The sequence below is a fragment of the uncultured Sulfitobacter sp. genome (assembly GCF_964021855.1).
In the GTDB taxonomy this organism is placed as follows: Bacteria; Pseudomonadota; Alphaproteobacteria; order Rhodobacterales; family Rhodobacteraceae; genus Sulfitobacter.
Genome location: NZ_CAXHZD010000002.1, coordinates 36,125 through 54,027, shown reverse-complemented (window position 1 = coordinate 54,027; position 17,903 = coordinate 36,125). Strand labels below are relative to the sequence as shown.

Genomic DNA, 17,903 nt, shown 5'->3' with positions numbered 1-17,903 from the left:
GCCCGCTGTCAGAGCATCACACCCATTTGGCGAAGGGCGGCAGGCTCATCAATACGGCATTGGCATCATGCCCGGTCTCAAGCCCGAATTTCGTCCCGCGATCATAGACCAGATTATACTCAGCATAGAGCCCGCGATGCACCAACTGGGCATCCTTATCCGCGTCATCCCAGCTTTGCGCTTTGCGCTTTTCGACAAGGGGGACATAGGCGGGCAGGAACGCACGACCGATGTCTTGGGTCAGCTTGAAATCCGCCTCCCAATCGCCGGTGCAATGATCATCCATGAAAATACCACCCACACCGCGCGCACGCTTACGGTGCGGGATATAGAAATATTCGTCGGCCCATTCCTTAAGCTTGGGGTACAAGCCCAAACCATGGGGGTTCAAATGGGCCTTTTGCTGGTCGTGAAAATGCGCGGTATCCTCGGCATATTCGATGCAAGGGTTCAGGTCTGATCCGCCGCCAAACCACCACGCATGGGGTGTCCAGAACATGCGGGTGTTCATGTGAACCGCCGGGGCATGGGGGTTTTGCATATGTGCCACCAGACTGATGCCAGAGGCCCAAAACCGCGGGTCGTCTTTCATGCCAGGAATGCCCTTGCGCGCGGCCATGGCCACCTGCGCCCGCTCGCCCAGCGTGCCATAAACGGTCGAGATATTGACGCCAACCTTCTCAAACACACGCCCGCCGCGCATGACGCTCATCAAGCCGCCACCGGCATCCGAACCATCGTCGCTGCTGCGGGTCGTTTTTGTGACCTCGAACCGGCCAGCAGGCGCATCTGCCAATGGCCCGGCATCATGTCCGTTTTCCAACCCTTCGAACGCGTCGACAATCTGGTCGCGTAGTTCGTGAAACCACGCGGCCGCGCGCGCTTTTTCAGCCTCGAAATTATCTGTCATATTCTATTACCTCGTTCGCGCAGATCAGTGCGCAGGTGCATCCACCGCGTCCAGCAGCGAACGGCCACCGTCCACCACGATCACTTCGCCCGTCATAAAGCTGGAACTGTCCGTCGCGAGAAACTGAATGGTGTCGGTCAATTCGGATGGCGAAGCGATACGGCCCAGCGGCGTGTGGCTGCGAATATCATCGCGCCATTCACGGTTATCCGCGACCGACGCCTTCAACGATCCGCTCATCACCGACCCGAACGCAACGGCATTCACCCTGATCCGGTGCGGGGCCAGCGTCAGCGCCATCGACCGTGTCATCTGCTCCAGCGCGGCGGCGGCCATCGAATAGGCCATCAGCTCGGGTCGCGTGTGCCGCGATGCGATCGAGCTGAGGTTGATAATGCTCCCCACCACCCCCTCGGGGCGGTCCTCGGCCTGCTTGATCATCCGTTTCGACACCTGCTGCGTCAACTGCAACGCGGTCATCACGTTTTCCTGCCACAGGGTTTCAACGCTGGTGTCTTCGTTATTCAATGCGTCCGTCGGCAAAAACTGCCGCGAGGCGTTCACCAGCACATCGACCTCGTCAAAGGCATCAATGGTTGCGGATACAAGATTGGCAATCGTCAAACGCTGGCGCAAATCCCCTGCAAAAAAGCGGATATTGCCCTCGTCTTTGGTATTGCCGAACTCTTCGGTCAGGGCCTTTTCATCCATATCGGCGCACATGACATTGGCACCTTTGTCAGCAAACTGTCGCGCAATCGCTAGGCCGATCCCGTTTGCAGCACCTGTCACGATGACGTTTTTGCCTTTGATCGAAAATGACATAAAACTGGTTCCTTATACCGCCAACGGGCGCTTAGCGACGTTTTCGCAGGGGCCGGGCTGCGTGAAACAGCTTGAACCGCGCATCCCCGCCAATCTCTTCTACATGGGCAAAGCGTGTTTTCAGCTCGGCCTCATAAGGAAGGTGACGGTTCGCGACCATCCACAGCTTGCCTTGCGGTGCCAACATGCGCGCGGCCGCCGCGACAAAGGCCTGACCGATTTGCGGTTCGGCGGCGCGGCCGGTGTGAAATGGCGGGTTCATCACAACCGCGTCCAAACGGTGCGGTGGCTCCCACGCCGTGGCATCTTCCCACAGGAATTCGGCGCGGTCGTCACCGACATTCCGGCGGGCACATTCCAATGCCATATGCCCTGCCTCGACAACGTAAAGCTTTTGAACGCTTTCCCGGGTCAGAATATGCGCGGATAGAAAACCCCAACCCGCGCCCAGATCGGCAACCTCAGCGCCCAGCTTTTCTGGCAATGCGTCCACCAAAAGCGCCGAAGCCAAATCAACCCCGTCCGCCGAGAAGACACCCGGCGCGGTCCAGAAACCGCCATCGGTTTGTTCAGGCCCCTGTTTCCAATCCACAAAAAACTCTGCGGCTGGTTCGGCGATCCAGAACAGTTTGCCATGCGCCTTTGAAATCGGTCCGTGAATGGTCACGCGGCTGCGCATTTCGCGCAGGATACTGTCAGCGCCGTCGGTTTTTTGGCCGTCGATCACCACGATGCCGTCGCAGGCCTCGCAGGCGTCGGCGATCATCGCGCGGGCTTCTGCCTTGGCGCGGGGCAGACAGACGATGCAAGCGGCATAGCTGCCCTCAAAGCTGCGCACCACGTCATAGCCGCGGGCGGCCCAAACGTCATAATCCGGTTTGAAATCCTGAATGATCTGAACGCGGTCCTTATCAAGGCCGGGCAAATCACTGTCACGGGGCGGCTGGAAGACGGCAATCGTCCCCTCATCCGGTAATTCAAGGCCACCGCCGTCAAGCGCCAGCTGCAAACGTGCATCAATCAAGTGTTATTCTTCTTTTTCCATGGTGCATTGCAGCGGGTGCTGATGCCTGCGCGCGAAATCCATGACCTGCGCCACTTTGGTTTCAGCAATTTCGTGGCTGAACACACCCACAACCGCCAGACCCTTTTTGTGAACCGTCAGCATGATCTCGAACGCTTGCGCATGGTTCAGACCAAAGAAACGCTCAAGCACGTGGACGACAAATTCCATCGGGGTGAAATCATCGTTCAGCAGCATCACCTTATACATCGGCGGCCGCTTGGTCTTGGGTTTGACTTTGGTCAGCAGATCGACATCTTCGTCGTCGCGATCCTTGCCGGCCATCATAATATCATCAAGGCGCATTGCTGCTCCTGCTGCGAGAGAAGTGGTTCAAGTGAGTCGTATAAGCGTCTATATAGCCTGAAACAGACATTATAAAAGAGGATCTTGGAAAGATGGCCAAGCCGCTCACCCTGATCGGGTTTGATGCCGATGACACGCTTTGGCACAACGAACATTATTTCGTCCTGACCCAAGACCACTTTGCCGACCTGCTGCGCGATCATACCGCGCCCGACACGCTGATGGATCGGCTGCTGATCGCCGAACGGCGGAACATTCCGCATTATGGTTTTGGGATCAAAGGGTTCACCCTTTCGATGATCGAAACCGCGATCGAGGTCACGGATGGCAAAGTCCCCGCAACCGTCATCGCCGAAATTTTGGATGCGGGCCGCGAAATGCTGTCTCATCCCGTCGATTTACTGCCCCACGCTCAGGAAACCCTCGAGGCGCTGCAAGGGCGCTACAAACTGGTGTTAATCACCAAGGGCGATCTTTTGGATCAGGAACGCAAACTCGCGCTTTCGGGCTTGCGCGATATGTTCGACGGGATCGAGATCGTGTCGGACAAGACCCCGGCGACCTATAAGCGCATTTTCAACCAGTTTGGCGACGGCACCGAACGGGGCATGATGGTCGGCAATTCGATGAAATCCGACGTGGTCCCGATGGTCGATGCGGGCGGTTGGGGCATCCATGTGCCGCACGGGCAAACCTGGGCGCTTGAACATGCGGAGCCCCCCCATCATGCGCAACGGTTCCGGCAAATCGCGGATCTCTCAGAATTAGAACAAATTCTAACCTGATTTTTGCGCCCTCAGACCGCCGCAAGATTCGCATTATTTCCGTCAAATCAACGCCACATTGCCGTCACAATAGCATCTTTAGTGGTTGCCCGAATCGCTTCCGCTAGATGTGGCTCACGGAATATTCACCTTTTCATGTAATCCTTGATTTCAAAGGGTTTATCGAAAATGCGACCTGTGGTACGTTAAGCTTAATAATTAGTGGCCAGTCGAAAAATCGGCGGTCCGAGGCAGAGCAAAGGCAGTTATCATGAGAGCGCGGCGCGTGCAGCCGGCCCGGTATGGGCTATTCATTCTTGCGGCTATCTGGATTTTGGTGGTGCTACCCCTTAGCGCCATGGCAGCTCCCTACGCCGCCTACGTTATTGATGCCAGAACCAACGAGGTTCTTCATTCCCGAAATGCCGACACGCGATTGCATCCGGCCTCCCTCACAAAAATGATGACACTTTACATCGCATTTGACGCGATCAAGCGCGGTGAGATTTCGCTCGATACCAAGGTCAAGATCAGCAAACACGCAGCCTCCGAACCGCCCAGCAAACTGGGTATGCGGCCGGGCCAGACCATTGCATTGCGCTATCTGATCCGCGGCGCTGCGGTGAAATCGGCCAACGATGCCGCCACCGCCATCGGCGAAGCGATCTCCGGCTCCGAAGCCAAATTTGCCCGCCGCATGAACCGCACGGCCAAGGCGCTTGGCATGACCAACACCACATTTAAAAACGCCCACGGCCTGACGGAATCCGGTCACATGTCCACCGCGCGTGACATGACCACCATGGGCCGCCACCTGCTGTATGATTTCCCCGAATATTACAACCTGTTTTCCCGCATCACCGCCGATGCCGGCGTGCGCAAGGTCAGCCATACCAACCGCCGCTTTCTGGCGTCCTACAAAGGTGCCGACGGGATCAAAACGGGTTACACACGCGCTGCGGGCTTTAACCTGACCGCCTCGGCAGAGCGCGGCAATGAACGGATCATCGTGACCGTGTTTGGCGGCACCTCGACCACCGCACGCAACGCAAAAGTTGCGGAACTGATGGACCTTGGTTTCCGCCGCGCCCCTTCCAAAGCGCCGCTTATCAAACCTGCCAAGCCGCTTTATGCCGACATCGAAGACACGCCGGTTGCCAATAATTCCGGTGGCGCAGGCAAGACCATTCGCCTCGTTGGCGCGGTCACAACCTCCAAGCGCCCGCACCTGCGCCCCACCACAAACGACGCCGTGGTCATCGCCACGGCAGAGGCACCGGTCGCCACCTCGCCCCTATTGGCGCAGGACATCAATGCCGCGATCAAACAAGCCGTGGCAGCGGCCCCCGCCAAGGATGTACAATCCGCCAGCCTTGCCGCCGTGTCCCCGCGCCCCACCGCGCGGCCAACTGGGCTCATCGCATCCATTGCACCGACACAGGTCCAAAAGGCACCACCGCAACAGCAAGAGGTGGTCACACGCGTTTCGACATCCGGCGGGCGTCACTGGGGCGTCAATGTGGGTCGTTTCCCCAGCCGCTATGCCGCCGAAACCGTCCTGGTCAAAACCGCCCTGTCCGAGATTTCGACGCTGGACGGCACATTGCGCAAAGTGGTCCAACGCCCCCAAGGGTATGATGCGAATTTCCTGGGCATGACCCGTGAGACCGCCGATCTGGCCTGCCGTCGCTTGGCCGCCCGCAATGTCAGCTGCTTCATGATCGGCCCCGGCTAAACAGGCACCGACCGTCTATTTCTTAGGTGGTCGCCTGCAACAAGCTACGCGTGTAATCCGATTTCGGATTGTCATACAGCGTATCGGCATCGCCATATTCAACGACATCCCCGCGCTTCATCACGATCACCTTATGCGACATCGCACGCACGACTTTAAGGTCGTGGCTGATGAACAGATAGGCCAAGCCATACTTGCGCTGAAGATTGCGCAGCAGATCAACGATCTGCACCTGCACGGTCATATCCAGCGCCGAGGTCGGCTCATCCAACACCAGCAAACGCGGCCGCAAAACCATCGCGCGCGCAATCGCAATACGTTGGCGCTGGCCGCCTGAAAACTCGTGCGGATAGCGGTCCATCGTGGCCGGGTCCAGCCCCACTTCGACCATCACATCACGCACCAACTCGCGTTGGTTTCGCTCGGGATCGACGTTGTGGATGGTCAGCCCCTCGGCGATGATCTGCATACAGGTCATCCGCGGCGACAGGCTGCCAAACGGGTCCTGAAACACGATTTGCATGTCTTTGCGCAGGCGTCGCAATTCACGCGTCGACCATTTGCGCACGTCTTGCCCCGCAAAGTTTATGCCACCCTCTGACGCAATCAACCGCATGATCGCCAGCGCCATGGTGGTCTTGCCCGACCCGGATTCGCCTACGATCCCAACGGTTTCGCCGGCACGTACTGTCAGGCTGGCGTCATTCACCGCCTTCACGTGATCCACGGTCTTGCGCAGGAACCCCTGCTGGATGGGAAACCACACCTTCAGATGATCCGTGCTTGCGATCACCTCGGCACCCTCTGGCACGGGGTCAGGACGGCCTGATGGCTCCGCCCCCAGCAGCTTTTGCGTATAGGGATGTTGCGGGTTATCGAAAATCTGCGCTGTCGGGCCTTGCTCGACAATCTCGCCATGTTGCATGACGCAAACGCGGTCGGCGATGCGGCGCACAATGCCTAGGTCGTGGGTGATGAACAGCAGGCCCATGCCTTCGCTGTCTTTCAGCTCTTTCAGCAGGTCCAAAATCTGCGCCTGAATGGTCACATCCAGCGCCGTCGTCGGTTCATCCGCGATCAGCACATCTGGCTTATTGGCCAGCGCCATGGCGATCATCACGCGCTGCCGTTGCCCGCCCGACAATTGATGTGGATAGGCCCCCAGACGGCTTTCGGCGTCGTTAATGCCCACCTTGTTCAGCAGCTCGATAATGCGTTGCCGCGCGGCGGTGCCGACCACACCTTGATGCAGCGCCAGCGATTCCCCCAACTGCTTTTCAATCGTGTGCAGCGGGTTCAGCGAGGTCATAGGCTCTTGAAAGATAAAACTGATATCGTTGCCACGCACCTTGCGCAGCAAGGCATCGCTCGCCCCGATCATCTGCTGCCCGTCATACAGGACAGACCCCGACACCTCGGCGCTGTCACCCAGCAGCGACACCGTGCTTAGCGCAGACACAGATTTACCCGAACCGGATTCACCGACCAAGGCAACAGTCTCGCCCCGTTCAACGGTAAAGCTGACACCTTTAACGGCTTGCGTTAACGCCCCCTCCTGACGAAAGGACACACGCAGGTCTTTGACCTCTAGCAGGGCGGATTTAGTCTCGGTCATGGTTGGCGCACCAGTCATGAGAATGTCTTTCTTGGGTCGAATGCATCACGGATGCCCTCAAAGATAAAAATCAGCAAAGACAGCATGATGGCAAAGGTAAAGAACGCCGTGAACGCCAGCCACGGCGCTTGCAGGTTCTGTTTTGCCTGCAATGTCAGCTCGCCCAGCGACGGGGCCGAAGACGGCAAACCAAAGCCCAAAAAGTCAAGGATCGCCAGCGTGCTGATCGTGCCCGTAATGATAAACGGCAGCATCGTCAGCAGGGCCACCATCGCGTTGGGCAGCATGTGCCGGAACATGATCGTCACATTCCCCACCCCAAGCGCCCGCGCCGCGCGCACATATTCTAGGTTGCGCGCCCGCAAGAATTCGGCACGCACAACGCCCACCAAAGATGTCCAACTGAACAGCACCAGCAAGAACACCAGCAGCCAGAAACTGCGCCCCAAAATGGCGAACATAATGATGATCACATACAGCGACGGGGTGGACGACCAAATCTCGATCACCCGTTGAAAGATCAGGTCGGTCCATCCGCCAAAGAAGCCCTGAACCGCCCCCGCAATAATGCCGATCAGCGATGCGGCACCCGTCACAATCAAGGTAAACAGGATCGACAGCCGGAACCCGTGAATGACCCGCGCCAACACGTCACGTTTGGTGCCATCGGTGCCCAGCAGGTTCTGACGGTTGGGCGGCAAGGGGGCCGCACCGGGCCGGTCCACGGCGGTGTTGAACGAATAGGGGATCGGCGGCCAGATCGCCCAGCCTTTTTCGATCGCTTGGCCGTCAATTTCACCGTCTTGGGCGTCCTCGATCAACTGATCGGGATCGTCAAAACAATCCACCAGCCCGCCAGTTGCGATCAGGCATTTCACCTCGGGGTCGCGATACACGGCCTCGGTCTGGAAATCGCCGCCGAACGCCGTTTCGGGATAAAACTGAAAGATCGGCATGAAATAATCACCGCGATAATTCACCAAGATCGGCTTGTCGTTCGCCACGAACTCCGCGAACAGCGAAATCCCGAACAGGATCGCGAAAATCCAAAGGCTCCAATAGGCGCGGCGGTTGCGGGTGAAATTATGCCAGCGGCGCTGGTTAAGGGGGGATAATGCCATCAGATCACCCCTCCCGCCGCTCAAAGTCGATCCGCGGATCGACGAATACATACATCAGGTCAGACAGAATACCGACGACCAGCCCGATCAGACCAAAGATAAACAAGGTGCCGAACACGATGGGATAATCACGGGCGACCGCTGCCTCGAACCCCAAACGACCCAGCCCATCAAGGCTGAATATCGTCTCGATGATCAGCGACCCGCCAAAGAACACGCCGATAAACACCGCCGGAAAACCCGCGATCACAATCAACATCGCATTGCGGAACACATGGCCATACAGCACCTTGCGTTCCGACAACCCCTTGGCCCGCGCCGTCATCACATATTGCTTTTTGATCTCGTCCAGAAAGCTGTTTTTCGTCAGCAAGGTCAGCGTTGCAAAGGCCGATATGGTCGATGCCAGCACCGGCAAGGTAATGTGCCAGAAATAATCGCCGACCTTGGCAAGCGGGCTAAGCTGGTCGAAATTATCCGATGTCAGCCCCCGCAGCGGGAATATCTGCCAGTATGATCCGCCCGCAAACAGCACCAGCAGCAAAATCGCGAACAAAAACCCCGGGATCGCATAGGCCGCAATGATCGCGCCAGATGTCCATGTGTCAAAAGCTGTGCCGTCCTTGACCGCCTTGCGAATACCCAGCGGGATCGACACCAGATATGCGATCACCGTCGACCACAGCCCCAGCGTAATCGACACCGGCAGCTTTTCCTTGATCAGATCAATAACACTGATCGACCTGAAATAGCTCTCTCCGAAATCAAAGCGCATATAGTTCCACATCATGTTCAGGAACCGCTCAACCGGGGGCTTGTCAAAGCCGAACTCTTTCTCAAGCTCTGCGATGAATTCAGGGGGCAAACCGCGCGCGCCGACATAGTTTTCTGTGCTGCCTGCAATATCCGCATTGCCCGCGTCATTCCCCCCGCCCGAGAACCCTTCGAACACGTCACCGCCGCCTTGAATACGGGCGATTGCCTGCTCAACCGGGCCGCCGGGCACGAACTGCACCAGCGCAAAGTTGATCAGCATAATCCCAATCAAAGTGGGAATAATCAGCAATAGCCGTCGAAGAATATAAGCGCCCATATGCGGCGTTTACCTCAGCGCACCAGCGGCGCGCAAGGCCGCTGCTTTGTCGGCGTTGTACCACCAGAAATCGAGATAGCCCAAGGCATAGGCAGGCTGGTTTTCGGGGTGTTCGTACTGGTCATAATACGCCGTCCAGAAACTGTCATTGTACCATGTCGGGATCATGAAGAACTCGTAGCGCAAGGCACGGTCCAGCGCGATCAGGCTGGCGTCTTCCTCTTCCTTGGTTTGCGCCGCGAGGGACACTTCAATAATCGCGTCGATCATCGGGCTGGCCACACCTGCGGGGTTGAATACCGAATAGCTGGACGCCTCTGACCCGAAAAACTGGGCCAAGCCTGTGCCGGTGCCCAGAAACGTCGGATATTGATCGTAAATCAGATCGTAATCGCGATCCCGTTGGCGGGCCGTAAATTGCGAACTGTCGACTCTCTCAAGCACCGCATCGATGCCCATGTTCTGCAAATTCGACATAAAGTTTTCGACAATCGCAGACAACGTGGGCGACCCGGCAGAATCCATCAAAAAATTCAGGCGCAGCGGCTGCCCGCTTGCGTCATAGCGTTTGCCATCTGTCCCCACGGCCCATCCGGCATCATCCAGCAGCTTCATCGCGCGGCGCAGGTTGCGCCGATCCAACAGCCGCGACCCGTCCGAGCTATGCGGCATAACCGCATCTTCGGTCAGCATTTCAGGGGGCACCAGATCACCCAGCTGTTCAAGCAAGGCAAGCTCCATGCCCTGCGGTTTTCCGGTGGCCATCAAAGGCGTGTCTTGGATGAAAGACGCGCGCGGTTTGAACAGCCCGAATTGCAGCGATTCATTCGTCCATTCAAAGTTATAGCCCAAGGCAATCGCCTGACGGACACGTTTGTCTTTCAACACATCGCGGCCAAGGTTGAAAACAATGCCCGCGGGTGTGGGCGGGGCCCCATCGGGGATCTCCTCTTTGACCACCTGACCGGCGGCAACTTTGGGGAAATCATAGGCCGACGCCCATTTCTTTGAACTGCCCTCGGCGCGGAAGGTGTATTCGCCTGCTTTAAACGCCTCGAACGCGGAATTTTCGTCGCCGAAATACTCGACCCGAATCGTATCGAAATTATTGCGGCCCACGTTGAACGGCAGGTCCTTGCCCCAGTAGTCAGGGTTGCGTTTGTAGACAATGCGCCGGTTCACATCGACCGTTTCCACAGTATAGGGGCCAGACCCCGGCGACGTCATCAAGCGGGATTCGTCCAGCCGCGCGCCGGTTTCATCAAACCACTTCTTGGACCACGCGGGCACACCGCCCACTTGGCTGATCAGGCTGCGGCGCGAGATGCCGGGGGTGAAATAGAATTTGACCGTGTAATCATCAATCGCTTCGACCTTGGGGATACGCTTGCGCACGGCATCGCCATAGGATTTCAGGCCCTGATCCAACAGCAGGTTATGGCTGAACACGATGTCATGGGCGGTGACCGGATCGCCCGTCGAAAACCTGGCATCCTTGCGCATGTGAAAGATCACCCAGTCTTTGGTTTCGGGATACTCAAGGCTCTCGCACAGCAGGCAATAGCTTTCGCCATAAACATCCGCCGGGGCTTGCTCCCCGCCCGTCCCTTCGCCCAGCAGGCTTTCGTACATAATGCTGCTTAACGCCCCACCGCGACCCTTACGGGAATAGGGGTTCATCGAATCAAACGTCCCAAGGGTCGAGATCGCAATCTCGCCGCCCTTGGGGGCATCGGGGTTCACATAGTCAAAATGCCGGTAATCGGCGGGGTATTTCAGATCACCGTAAAACGAATACCCGTGGCTGCGGATAATCTTGCCCTCTTGGGCATAGGCTGCGACGCCGACCAACATAACCCCCAACGCCAGCAACATCATCCAAACCGGCTGAGATGTCATAGTGCGTGCGCGTATTGCAGCGCGGGCATGGGTGCGGGGCATCAAGATGTTCCTTTGCAAAATGTCATATCGGCAGGGCCGTCCTAGCGCATAAGCTAACGGCCCAAAGCGCCCGAATACAAGTTGCGAATATGTTATCTCACTGAAATGCGACCGCAAAACGCAAAAGGCCGCCCACGGGTGGGGCGGCCCTTCGTAAAATCAGATCGACAGATCAGTCGTCGAGGCTGTCGAGATACGCGATAACGTTCGCACGATCTTCGATTTTGCCAAGACCCGCGAAACCCATGGTGGTGCCGGGCGCGAATGCGGATGGCTTGGTCAGGAATGCGTTCAGGTTTTCCGGTGTCCAAACATCAGCTGCTTGTTCAAGGTTACCGGAATAGGCGGTAAAGCCATCGGCGCTGTCCACGGGGCGGCCAACGACGCCGTACAGATACGGACCAACTGCGTTTTCGCCGTTTTCAACTTTGTGACAGGCACCGCATTTGCGGAAAACTTTGGCACCGGCGCTGGCATCGGCAGACGCCAACACAGCCGAGAAATCAACTTCTTCAGCGGGTTCATCGCCACCAGCCGACGCGACTTCGACAACATATCCCGCGTCACCGTGCACTTCGTTGTGGTAAACTACTTCGCTGGCGAACTTGCCAAGCAAAAGAACAAGCCAAGCCCCAAACAAGCCGGCAGCTACTTTAGTGATCGTCATTGTATCGAACATGCGTGAAGGTCCATCGTTGGTATTCGGGCATAGGGTTGTCCGCGTATCTATTGCTTTCCCTTCGTCGGGGCAAGGTGTAGTTACCCCTACGAAGCGCTGACAATAGTAAAGGTCTGATAAAGGATGCCCGAAATGAGCCAAAAAAACTCTCCTCGCATCGCTTTTCAGGGTGCTTTGGGCGCTTACAGCCACGAGGCATGCCTCCAAGCGCGCCCCGATATGATTCCCGTCCCCTGCCTGACATTCGAGGATGTGTTCCTTGCCGTCAGCGAAGGCCGCGCCGATCTTGCCATGCTTCCGGTTGAGAATACGACCTATGGCCGCGTCGCAGATATCCATCGTTTACTGCCCAAAAGCGGCCTGCACATCATCGACGAGGCCTTTGTACGGGTGCGCATCTGCCTGATGGCCAAACCCGGCGTTCCACTAGAAGATATCAAACTGGCCCGCGCCCATATGGTGCTGATCCCGCAGGCGCGCAGCTGGCTTGACGCCCATGGGATCGCATCAGAGGCGGCAAAAGACAGCGCCGGTGCCGCAGAAGAGCTGGCCGCGTCAAATGACCGCAACACCGGCGTGCTGGCCAGCGAAGTTGCCGCCGATATTCACGGGCTAAACGTGCTGGCGCGCGACATCGAAGACCTTGATCACAACACCACGCGGTTCTTGCTGATGGCCCCCGATATCGACATGACCCGCCGCGCCGAAAAAATGCTGACAACTTTCGTGTTTGAAGTCCGCAACATCCCCGCAGCCCTGTACAAGGCGATGGGTGGTTTCGCGACAAACGGCATCAACATGACCAAGCTGGAAAGCTATATGGTCGGCGGATCGTTCACCGCGACCCAGTTCTATTCCGACATCGAAGGGCATCCCGACGATCCCGCCGTGCAACGCGCGCTTGAGGAATTGGGATATTTCACCAATATGCTGGAAATTCTGGGCGTTTATCCGGCCGACCCCGACCGGCAAAGCTGATCTTGGCGCAGCTATACATGCAGTTCAGCAGACCTTACTTGGCCTGCTGATACCGCTCTTCCATGTCTTTGGCATATTCGGCAACGCGCCGTTTGAATTTCTTGGTCAATGACGTTTTGGCCAGCTTCAAAGACTGCACCAACAAACGCGCCGACAGGGTTTTCGGTTTGATCTCAAGGCTGGCCGCGATCCGTGTGCGGCTGCGTGACAATGCCAGAAGTTCAAAGGACACGGTGCCAAGCAACCCCGGCGACATCGATTCAAGGCAAATCTCGGTCGGCTGGTCAAAGGTCACCATTTCAACCTCGATCTCGCGGCGCTTGCCCCGCATGTCAAAGGCCGCTTCCCATTTCATACCGGTGCCCGGCTCGGTCTTTGTATCGACCCGCCGCACCTCTGCCCCGCGCCGCATGGCCGCGCGTTCAAAGTTGTCGAACTCGCACAGCATCTCGAACACCGCATCAATAGGTGCGTCGATATCCTCTTTCGTCGAAAATTTCATAATACCGTCCAATTAACCTAAAGAAATGCCATCTCAATCAATCATATCAATCCAGTGTATCCGCAAGCCAGTTTTCCAGCAAGAAATGCGCAATGGCGCCTTTGCGTGCGGGCAGGATGGTGGTGTGCTGGCCTGCGAACACGTCCAGCATTTCCTCGCGCGTGACCCAAACCGCGTCTTCGATTTCTTTGGGATCAATGGTGATCTCGTTGCTGGTTGCAACACCCGCGCAGCCAAACATCAAAGACGCTGGAAACGGCCATGGTTGGCTCGCCAGATAGCTGACCTCGCCCACGCGCACGCCCGATTCCTCGAACACTTCGCGGCGCACGGCGGCCTCAAGCGTTTCGCCCGGTTCAACAAACCCGGCCAGCAGCGAATACATCCCCGCAGGCCAGCCCGGCGACCGCCCCATAAGAACCGAATTACCATGGGTAATCAGCATGATAACCACCGGGTCAGTGCGCGGAAAATGCGATGCGCGGCAGGCCGGACAATTACGCTGCCACCCTGCGTCATTGATCACGGTTTCAAACCCGCAACGGGCGCAAAACCCGTGAATATCATGCCACGCCAAAATCGCTTTGCCAGTTGCGGCCAGTTCCGCATCGCGCGGGTCCAGCCAGGTCATCACACGCCGCAATTCGACAAAAACATAGTCCTGCGGCAGCATCGGGTGGTGCTGTTCGCTTGGGTCCAGAAATTGCCCCAACTGACGCGGGTCAACGTCGTCGGGCATCCACTGCGACAGGTCATAGGCAAACCGTGCTGCACCGTCTTCTCGGCCCAGCAGAATTGGTGTACCACTGGCATCGTCAAGCGCCGGATGATCAAGCGGCAAACGCACAAGGGACGCAGGACGTGTGGGATCGATCAGAACCTTACCCCGCCAAAACAATATCGCACGGGCGGCATCATCGGCCTTTGCCGCCGCGACGGCCTCTTTATCGCCGCGCAGTTCCCCTGCACGGTCAAGCGACGATCCCCCGAATGTTACTGTTTCAGCGTGCTTCATATCGTCCCTCAAATCTGGTTTGCCCACTTGGTAGCCAGCATAAGACCCAAAGCCAAGCCCGCCGGGATTTCCCGCACGAGACGCTTTCAATCGAAGCGAGAGTGAAATACAATACATCCACCTTAGCGAGAATACAGAAGTCCGGAGCCAAGCCTTTGACCATCGACACCAGCCGACAGCACAGGCCACCTTATGCCATCAACCGCTAGGGTCGCCCCCTCATGACGCGCATCACCGCAAAGCTGCGGATACTTGCAACGACCGATTTACACATGAACCTCACGGGGTTCGACTATGCGTTCGACGCGCCAAGCAGCACCGCCGGTCTGGCCGGACTGGCCACCATGGTCACCGCCGCGCGCGACGAAGCCCGATCACAGGGGCGGTCGACGGTCTTGTTGGATAATGGTGATTTCTTGCAAGGCACCGCTTTGGCCGATTGGCAAAGCACGTCTGGCACCGCGTCCACGCACCCCATAATCCGCGCCTTTAACACGATGGAATATGACGCCATCGGGCTGGGCAATCACGATCTGGACTATGGCACCGGCTATCTGGCCGATGTGATTGGTCAGTTGGATGCGCCGGTGCTTTCGACCAATCTTTCCGGCGGTGCTATTGCGGGCGTGCGCCCCCATGCCGTGCTGAAAACCGGCACCGATACATCGCAAGGGGCCGCGCTGACCCTCGGCATTCTGTCGGCCCTGCCCCAAGAGACCGCCATTTGGAACGCATCGCAACTGCCCACGGATGCACGTATCCAGGACCCGCTTGTGTCACTGGCCACCGCCGCCAAGAAGCTGCGAAGGGATGGGGCCGGGCTGGTCATCGCCCTTGCCCATATGGGTATCACCCCGTCCGATGGGCAAAAGATCACCGGCAATTCAGGGGCCGCCGCATTGGCGCAAGTGCCTGATATCGATGTGGTCATCGCGGGCCACACGCATCAGCGATACCCCTTGGCCCCCGTCACCTGTACCGGTCCTGTCACCGCATCGCCCATCGTGATGCCGGGCAACGGGGCGTCTGATCTGGGGGTGATCGACCTTGATCTAGTGCAAACGCCGGGCGGCGGCTGGCATATCGAAAAATACACCAGCAGGCTTTGGCCCAATGCGGGCACCCTGAAACCCGACCCCGCCATCATCGACCAAACCATCCCGGCCCATCAGGCCACACGCGCCTATCTTGCAGAACCGGTCGCCGAGATCGGCTGTGATCTGCACAGCTATTTCGGGATGGTGCGCCCCACCGACACGCTGGCCCTTGCAGCAAGGTCCAAGGCGATCGAGGTCAAGCAAGGATTGGCGGGCAGCGGCTATGATCACCTGCCCATATTAGCAACCGCCACCACCCGCACTGTGGGCGAAAAAAGCGGCCCGACGAACTATATCCACATACCGCAAGGGCCGGTACTGCGCCGGCATCTGGCGAATTTCGCCCCTGCCACCAACCGGATTTGCGCCTTGCGGATCACCGGGGCGATGCTGCGCGACTGGCTGGAACATTCGGCCTGTGTGTACAACCAGCTAAGCCCCGACACACCCGACCAACAGCTGCGGGACGAACGCAACCCCAGCTTTATTTTTGATACGATTTACGGGCTGGATTATATCATTGATCCATCGCGCCCCGTTGGCGAACGGATCACATCGCTGATGCACGCGGGCGCGGCGGTCACCGCCGATCAACAGTTCATCATCGCCACGAACCATTTTCGCGCGGCGGGCGGCGGCGGATATACCGACCTGAACCTGCCCGCCCCCCTGTTCCAAAGCGATCTGACCCCGGTGCAAGCGATTGTGCAGGCCTTGCAAAACGACGGTTTCACCGACTGGATGCACATCACCCCATGGCAGTTGAACTGTGGCGGTACGTTCAAGGCCGTGTTCGAATCCAGCCCCAATGCCGCGCGGTATTTTTCGCAGATCAGCGCGCTTTGCCCCGAAATACTGGGACACACGGAAACCGGATTTGACCGCATCCAGATCACCTTGTGAACCTTGCACTTTGAAAAACGCTATACTATATGACCCTTGAGAGGTTGGTGCGGGCAGGTGCCTCGCCAACCCGGTCAGATCCGGAAGGAAGCAGCCGTAACGAGCCCCACTTGGGTCGTTATCAGCCTCTCACCTAAGCGTATTTTGCAAAGCAAAATGCGCGTCACCTCGGCAGGGTCATCCAAAGGATGGCACGAGAGGGGTAGCCAAAATCCCCAAAATCACACGCCCCCGAAATGCCGCTGTCCATTTGAGAGCCTCGGCACGCCTGCGCTCAGCAGCCAAGTTACCCATGGGTAACTTAACTACCTGTTTATAAAAGTAAATTTTACCTTACACGACCGAACGCAGCATGCCTTACAGCCGTTCAGCCGCAAAAGTATCGCATTGACCAACCTGCCCGCTGTCATAGCCGCGCTGGAACCAGCCTGCTCTTTGTGCGGATGTGCCGTGGGTAAAGGTATGCGGCTGCGGTGCGCGACCGGCCTGCTTTTGCAAATAGTCATCGCCGATTTTACGCGCCGCATTCAACGCCTCGTCCAGATCGCCCCGCTCCATCAGCCCTTTGACGTTTTGCGCCCAAATGCCGGACAGACAATCGGCCATCAGCTCAAGCCGGACGGTGAGTGCGTTCGCCTCTGCCTTGGAGGATTGCCGCCGCAGCGCGTCGACCTTGGGCAGGATACCCAGCTGGTTTTGCACATGGTGCGCGACCTCGTGGGCGATCACATAGGCGGCGGCGAAATCACCGCCCGCGCCCATGCGCTGCGAGAGCATGTTGAAAAAATCCGTATCCAGATATGCCTTTTGATCGGCGGGGCAGTAAAACGGCCCCGACGCGCCGGATGCGCCGCCGCACGCACTTTGCGTCACGCTTGAGAACACGACCAGCTTTGGCGGCACATAATCACGGCCCAATTGTTCGTGGAAAATCTTGCCCCAGACATCTTCGGTTGTGGCCAGAACCTGCGCCGAAAACTGCGTGGCTTGGGCGTCTGCCTGACTGACAGGCGCGCTTTGCTGGGGTTGGCTGCCGCCAGCACCGATCAAGGGCGACACATCAATGCCGGTGAAATAGCCGATGGCCAGAACCGCCAACACGCCGACAAGCCCCAGACCGCCTGCGCGCCCGCCACTGCCCCGGCGGCCGCCGCGTACTTCAACATTCTTGCTTCGCCGTATCCCTCGCAGCCGCATCGCGTGCCCCCAGTTGTAAGATTTGATGTGTTATATCGGTATGGTTCGGATATGTTTACACTCTAGGCGGTATCGCATTCAACGCTTAACGCGGGGCCGCACATTCCCCGGCCCAACAACGGTGGACGCTGCCCCGCCCCCGCCCTATCTTATGGTGCA

Annotated in this window: 16 protein-coding genes and 1 other RNA gene; 5 read left to right on the top strand and 12 right to left on the bottom strand. The window is 57.8% G+C overall.

Going from position 1 to position 17,903, the window contains the following annotated elements; all coding sequences use genetic code 11:
* Positions 1-16: 16 nt before the first annotated feature.
* From hemF to clpS, 4 genes are read right to left on the bottom strand one after another with little or no spacing between them, the layout of a single operon-like run.
* A complete protein-coding gene (hemF, locus tag AADJ11_RS06370) occupies positions 17-910 on the bottom strand; it encodes an oxygen-dependent coproporphyrinogen oxidase (RefSeq protein ID WP_341233723.1) in 894 nt (297 codons plus the stop codon).
* 24 nt (positions 911-934) lie between these two features.
* Positions 935-1,735 (bottom strand): SDR family oxidoreductase, encoded by an 801-nt coding sequence (locus AADJ11_RS06365; RefSeq protein WP_341233722.1) that lies wholly within the window; start codon positions 1,733-1,735, stop codon positions 935-937.
* Between the two features lie 31 nt (positions 1,736-1,766).
* Positions 1,767-2,759 carry a class I SAM-dependent methyltransferase gene (locus AADJ11_RS06360; RefSeq protein WP_341233721.1) on the bottom strand — a complete coding sequence of 331 codons (993 nt, stop codon included), beginning with the start codon at positions 2,757-2,759 and terminating at the stop codon, positions 1,767-1,769.
* Positions 2,760-2,762: 3 nt separating this feature from the next.
* On the bottom strand, positions 2,763-3,104 hold the full coding sequence (gene clpS / locus AADJ11_RS06355; protein WP_341233720.1) for an ATP-dependent Clp protease adapter ClpS: 342 nt from the start codon (positions 3,102-3,104) through the stop codon (positions 2,763-2,765).
* Positions 3,105-3,196: 92 nt separating this feature from the next.
* Here clpS and AADJ11_RS06350 point away from each other — a divergent pair, with 92 nt between their 5' ends.
* Both AADJ11_RS06350 and AADJ11_RS06345 read left to right on the top strand, forming a co-directional pair.
* Positions 3,197-3,889 carry an HAD family hydrolase gene (locus tag AADJ11_RS06350; RefSeq protein WP_341233719.1) on the top strand — a complete coding sequence of 231 codons (693 nt, stop codon included), beginning with the start codon at positions 3,197-3,199 and terminating at the stop codon, positions 3,887-3,889.
* Between the two features lie 250 nt (positions 3,890-4,139).
* Entirely contained in the window at positions 4,140-5,603 is a 1,464-nt protein-coding gene (locus tag AADJ11_RS06345; RefSeq protein ID WP_341233718.1) for a serine hydrolase, read from the top strand.
* Between the two features lie 22 nt (positions 5,604-5,625).
* Here the strand turns inward: AADJ11_RS06345 and AADJ11_RS06340 are convergent, their stop codons facing one another.
* The 5 genes from AADJ11_RS06340 to AADJ11_RS06320 form a co-directional block, all read right to left on the bottom strand.
* A complete protein-coding gene (locus AADJ11_RS06340; protein WP_341233717.1) occupies positions 5,626-7,236 on the bottom strand; it encodes an ABC transporter ATP-binding protein in 1,611 nt (536 codons plus the stop codon).
* Positions 7,233-8,339 (bottom strand): ABC transporter permease, encoded by a 1,107-nt coding sequence (locus tag AADJ11_RS06335; RefSeq protein WP_341233716.1) that lies wholly within the window; start codon positions 8,337-8,339, stop codon positions 7,233-7,235. The genes AADJ11_RS06340 and AADJ11_RS06335 overlap by 4 nt, the downstream gene beginning before the upstream one ends.
* 4 nt (positions 8,340-8,343) lie before the next feature.
* Positions 8,344-9,432 (bottom strand): microcin C ABC transporter permease YejB, encoded by a 1,089-nt coding sequence (locus AADJ11_RS06330; protein ID WP_341233715.1) that lies wholly within the window; start codon positions 9,430-9,432, stop codon positions 8,344-8,346.
* A 9-nt stretch (positions 9,433-9,441) separates the two neighbouring features.
* Positions 9,442-11,373 (bottom strand): extracellular solute-binding protein, encoded by a 1,932-nt coding sequence (locus AADJ11_RS06325; protein WP_341233714.1) that lies wholly within the window; start codon positions 11,371-11,373, stop codon positions 9,442-9,444.
* A gap of 172 nt (positions 11,374-11,545) precedes the next feature.
* Positions 11,546-12,052 (bottom strand): cytochrome c family protein, encoded by a 507-nt coding sequence (locus AADJ11_RS06320; protein ID WP_341233713.1) that lies wholly within the window; start codon positions 12,050-12,052, stop codon positions 11,546-11,548.
* 132 nt (positions 12,053-12,184) lie between these two features.
* Between AADJ11_RS06320 and AADJ11_RS06315 the strand changes: the two genes are divergently transcribed.
* Positions 12,185-13,030 carry a prephenate dehydratase gene (locus AADJ11_RS06315; protein WP_093917621.1) on the top strand — a complete coding sequence of 282 codons (846 nt, stop codon included), beginning with the start codon at positions 12,185-12,187 and terminating at the stop codon, positions 13,028-13,030.
* A 34-nt stretch (positions 13,031-13,064) separates the two neighbouring features.
* On the opposite strand, the gene AADJ11_RS06310 is transcribed toward AADJ11_RS06315, so the two are convergent.
* Both AADJ11_RS06310 and nudC read right to left on the bottom strand, forming a co-directional pair.
* A complete protein-coding gene (locus tag AADJ11_RS06310) occupies positions 13,065-13,532 on the bottom strand; it encodes an SRPBCC family protein (protein WP_341233712.1) in 468 nt (155 codons plus the stop codon).
* 46 nt (positions 13,533-13,578) lie between these two features.
* Positions 13,579-14,547 (bottom strand): NAD(+) diphosphatase, encoded by a 969-nt coding sequence (gene nudC / locus AADJ11_RS06305; RefSeq protein ID WP_341233711.1) that lies wholly within the window; start codon positions 14,545-14,547, stop codon positions 13,579-13,581.
* A 221-nt stretch (positions 14,548-14,768) separates the two neighbouring features.
* On the opposite strand from nudC, the gene AADJ11_RS06300 reads away from it, so the two are divergent.
* The gene (locus tag AADJ11_RS06300; protein WP_341233710.1) at positions 14,769-16,547 is read left to right on the top strand and encodes a 5'-nucleotidase C-terminal domain-containing protein; all 1,779 of its coding nucleotides are present in this window, start codon (positions 14,769-14,771) and stop codon (positions 16,545-16,547) included.
* A 37-nt stretch (positions 16,548-16,584) separates the two neighbouring features.
* Positions 16,585-16,682, top strand: an RNA gene (gene ffs, locus AADJ11_RS06295) — signal recognition particle sRNA small type.
* Between the two features lie 222 nt (positions 16,683-16,904).
* On the opposite strand, the gene AADJ11_RS06290 is transcribed toward ffs, so the two are convergent.
* Positions 16,905-17,744: a neutral zinc metallopeptidase gene (locus AADJ11_RS06290; RefSeq protein ID WP_341233709.1), complete on the bottom strand. Its 840-nt coding sequence runs from the start codon at positions 17,742-17,744 to the stop codon at positions 16,905-16,907.
* Between the last annotated feature and the right edge of the window lie 159 nt (positions 17,745-17,903).

Excerpts from the sequence above, each read along its gene's own strand:
- hemF (WP_341233723.1), bottom strand. The coding sequence starts at position 910 with ATGACAGATAATTTCGAGGCTGAAAAAGCGCGCGCGGCCGCGTGGTTT.
- AADJ11_RS06365 (WP_341233722.1), bottom strand. The coding sequence starts at position 1,735 with ATGTCATTTTCGATCAAAGGCAAAAACGTCATCGTGACAGGTGCTGCA.
- clpS (WP_341233720.1), bottom strand. The coding sequence starts at position 3,104 with ATGCGCCTTGATGATATTATGATGGCCGGCAAGGATCGCGACGACGAA.
- AADJ11_RS06350 (WP_341233719.1), top strand. The coding sequence starts at position 3,197 with ATGGCCAAGCCGCTCACCCTGATCGGGTTTGATGCCGATGACACGCTT.
- AADJ11_RS06345 (WP_341233718.1), top strand. The coding sequence starts at position 4,140 with ATGAGAGCGCGGCGCGTGCAGCCGGCCCGGTATGGGCTATTCATTCTT.
- AADJ11_RS06340 (WP_341233717.1), bottom strand. The coding sequence starts at position 7,236 with ATGACTGGTGCGCCAACCATGACCGAGACTAAATCCGCCCTGCTAGAG.
- AADJ11_RS06335 (WP_341233716.1), bottom strand. The coding sequence starts at position 8,339 with ATGGCATTATCCCCCCTTAACCAGCGCCGCTGGCATAATTTCACCCGC.
- AADJ11_RS06330 (WP_341233715.1), bottom strand. The coding sequence starts at position 9,432 with ATGGGCGCTTATATTCTTCGACGGCTATTGCTGATTATTCCCACTTTG.
- AADJ11_RS06325 (WP_341233714.1), bottom strand. The coding sequence starts at position 11,373 with ATGCCCCGCACCCATGCCCGCGCTGCAATACGCGCACGCACTATGACA.
- AADJ11_RS06320 (WP_341233713.1), bottom strand. The coding sequence starts at position 12,052 with ATGTTCGATACAATGACGATCACTAAAGTAGCTGCCGGCTTGTTTGGG.
- AADJ11_RS06315 (WP_093917621.1), top strand. The coding sequence starts at position 12,185 with ATGAGCCAAAAAAACTCTCCTCGCATCGCTTTTCAGGGTGCTTTGGGC.
- AADJ11_RS06310 (WP_341233712.1), bottom strand. The coding sequence starts at position 13,532 with ATGAAATTTTCGACGAAAGAGGATATCGACGCACCTATTGATGCGGTG.
- nudC (WP_341233711.1), bottom strand. The coding sequence starts at position 14,547 with ATGAAGCACGCTGAAACAGTAACATTCGGGGGATCGTCGCTTGACCGT.
- AADJ11_RS06300 (WP_341233710.1), top strand. The coding sequence starts at position 14,769 with ATGACGCGCATCACCGCAAAGCTGCGGATACTTGCAACGACCGATTTA.
- AADJ11_RS06290 (WP_341233709.1), bottom strand. The coding sequence starts at position 17,744 with ATGCGGCTGCGAGGGATACGGCGAAGCAAGAATGTTGAAGTACGCGGC.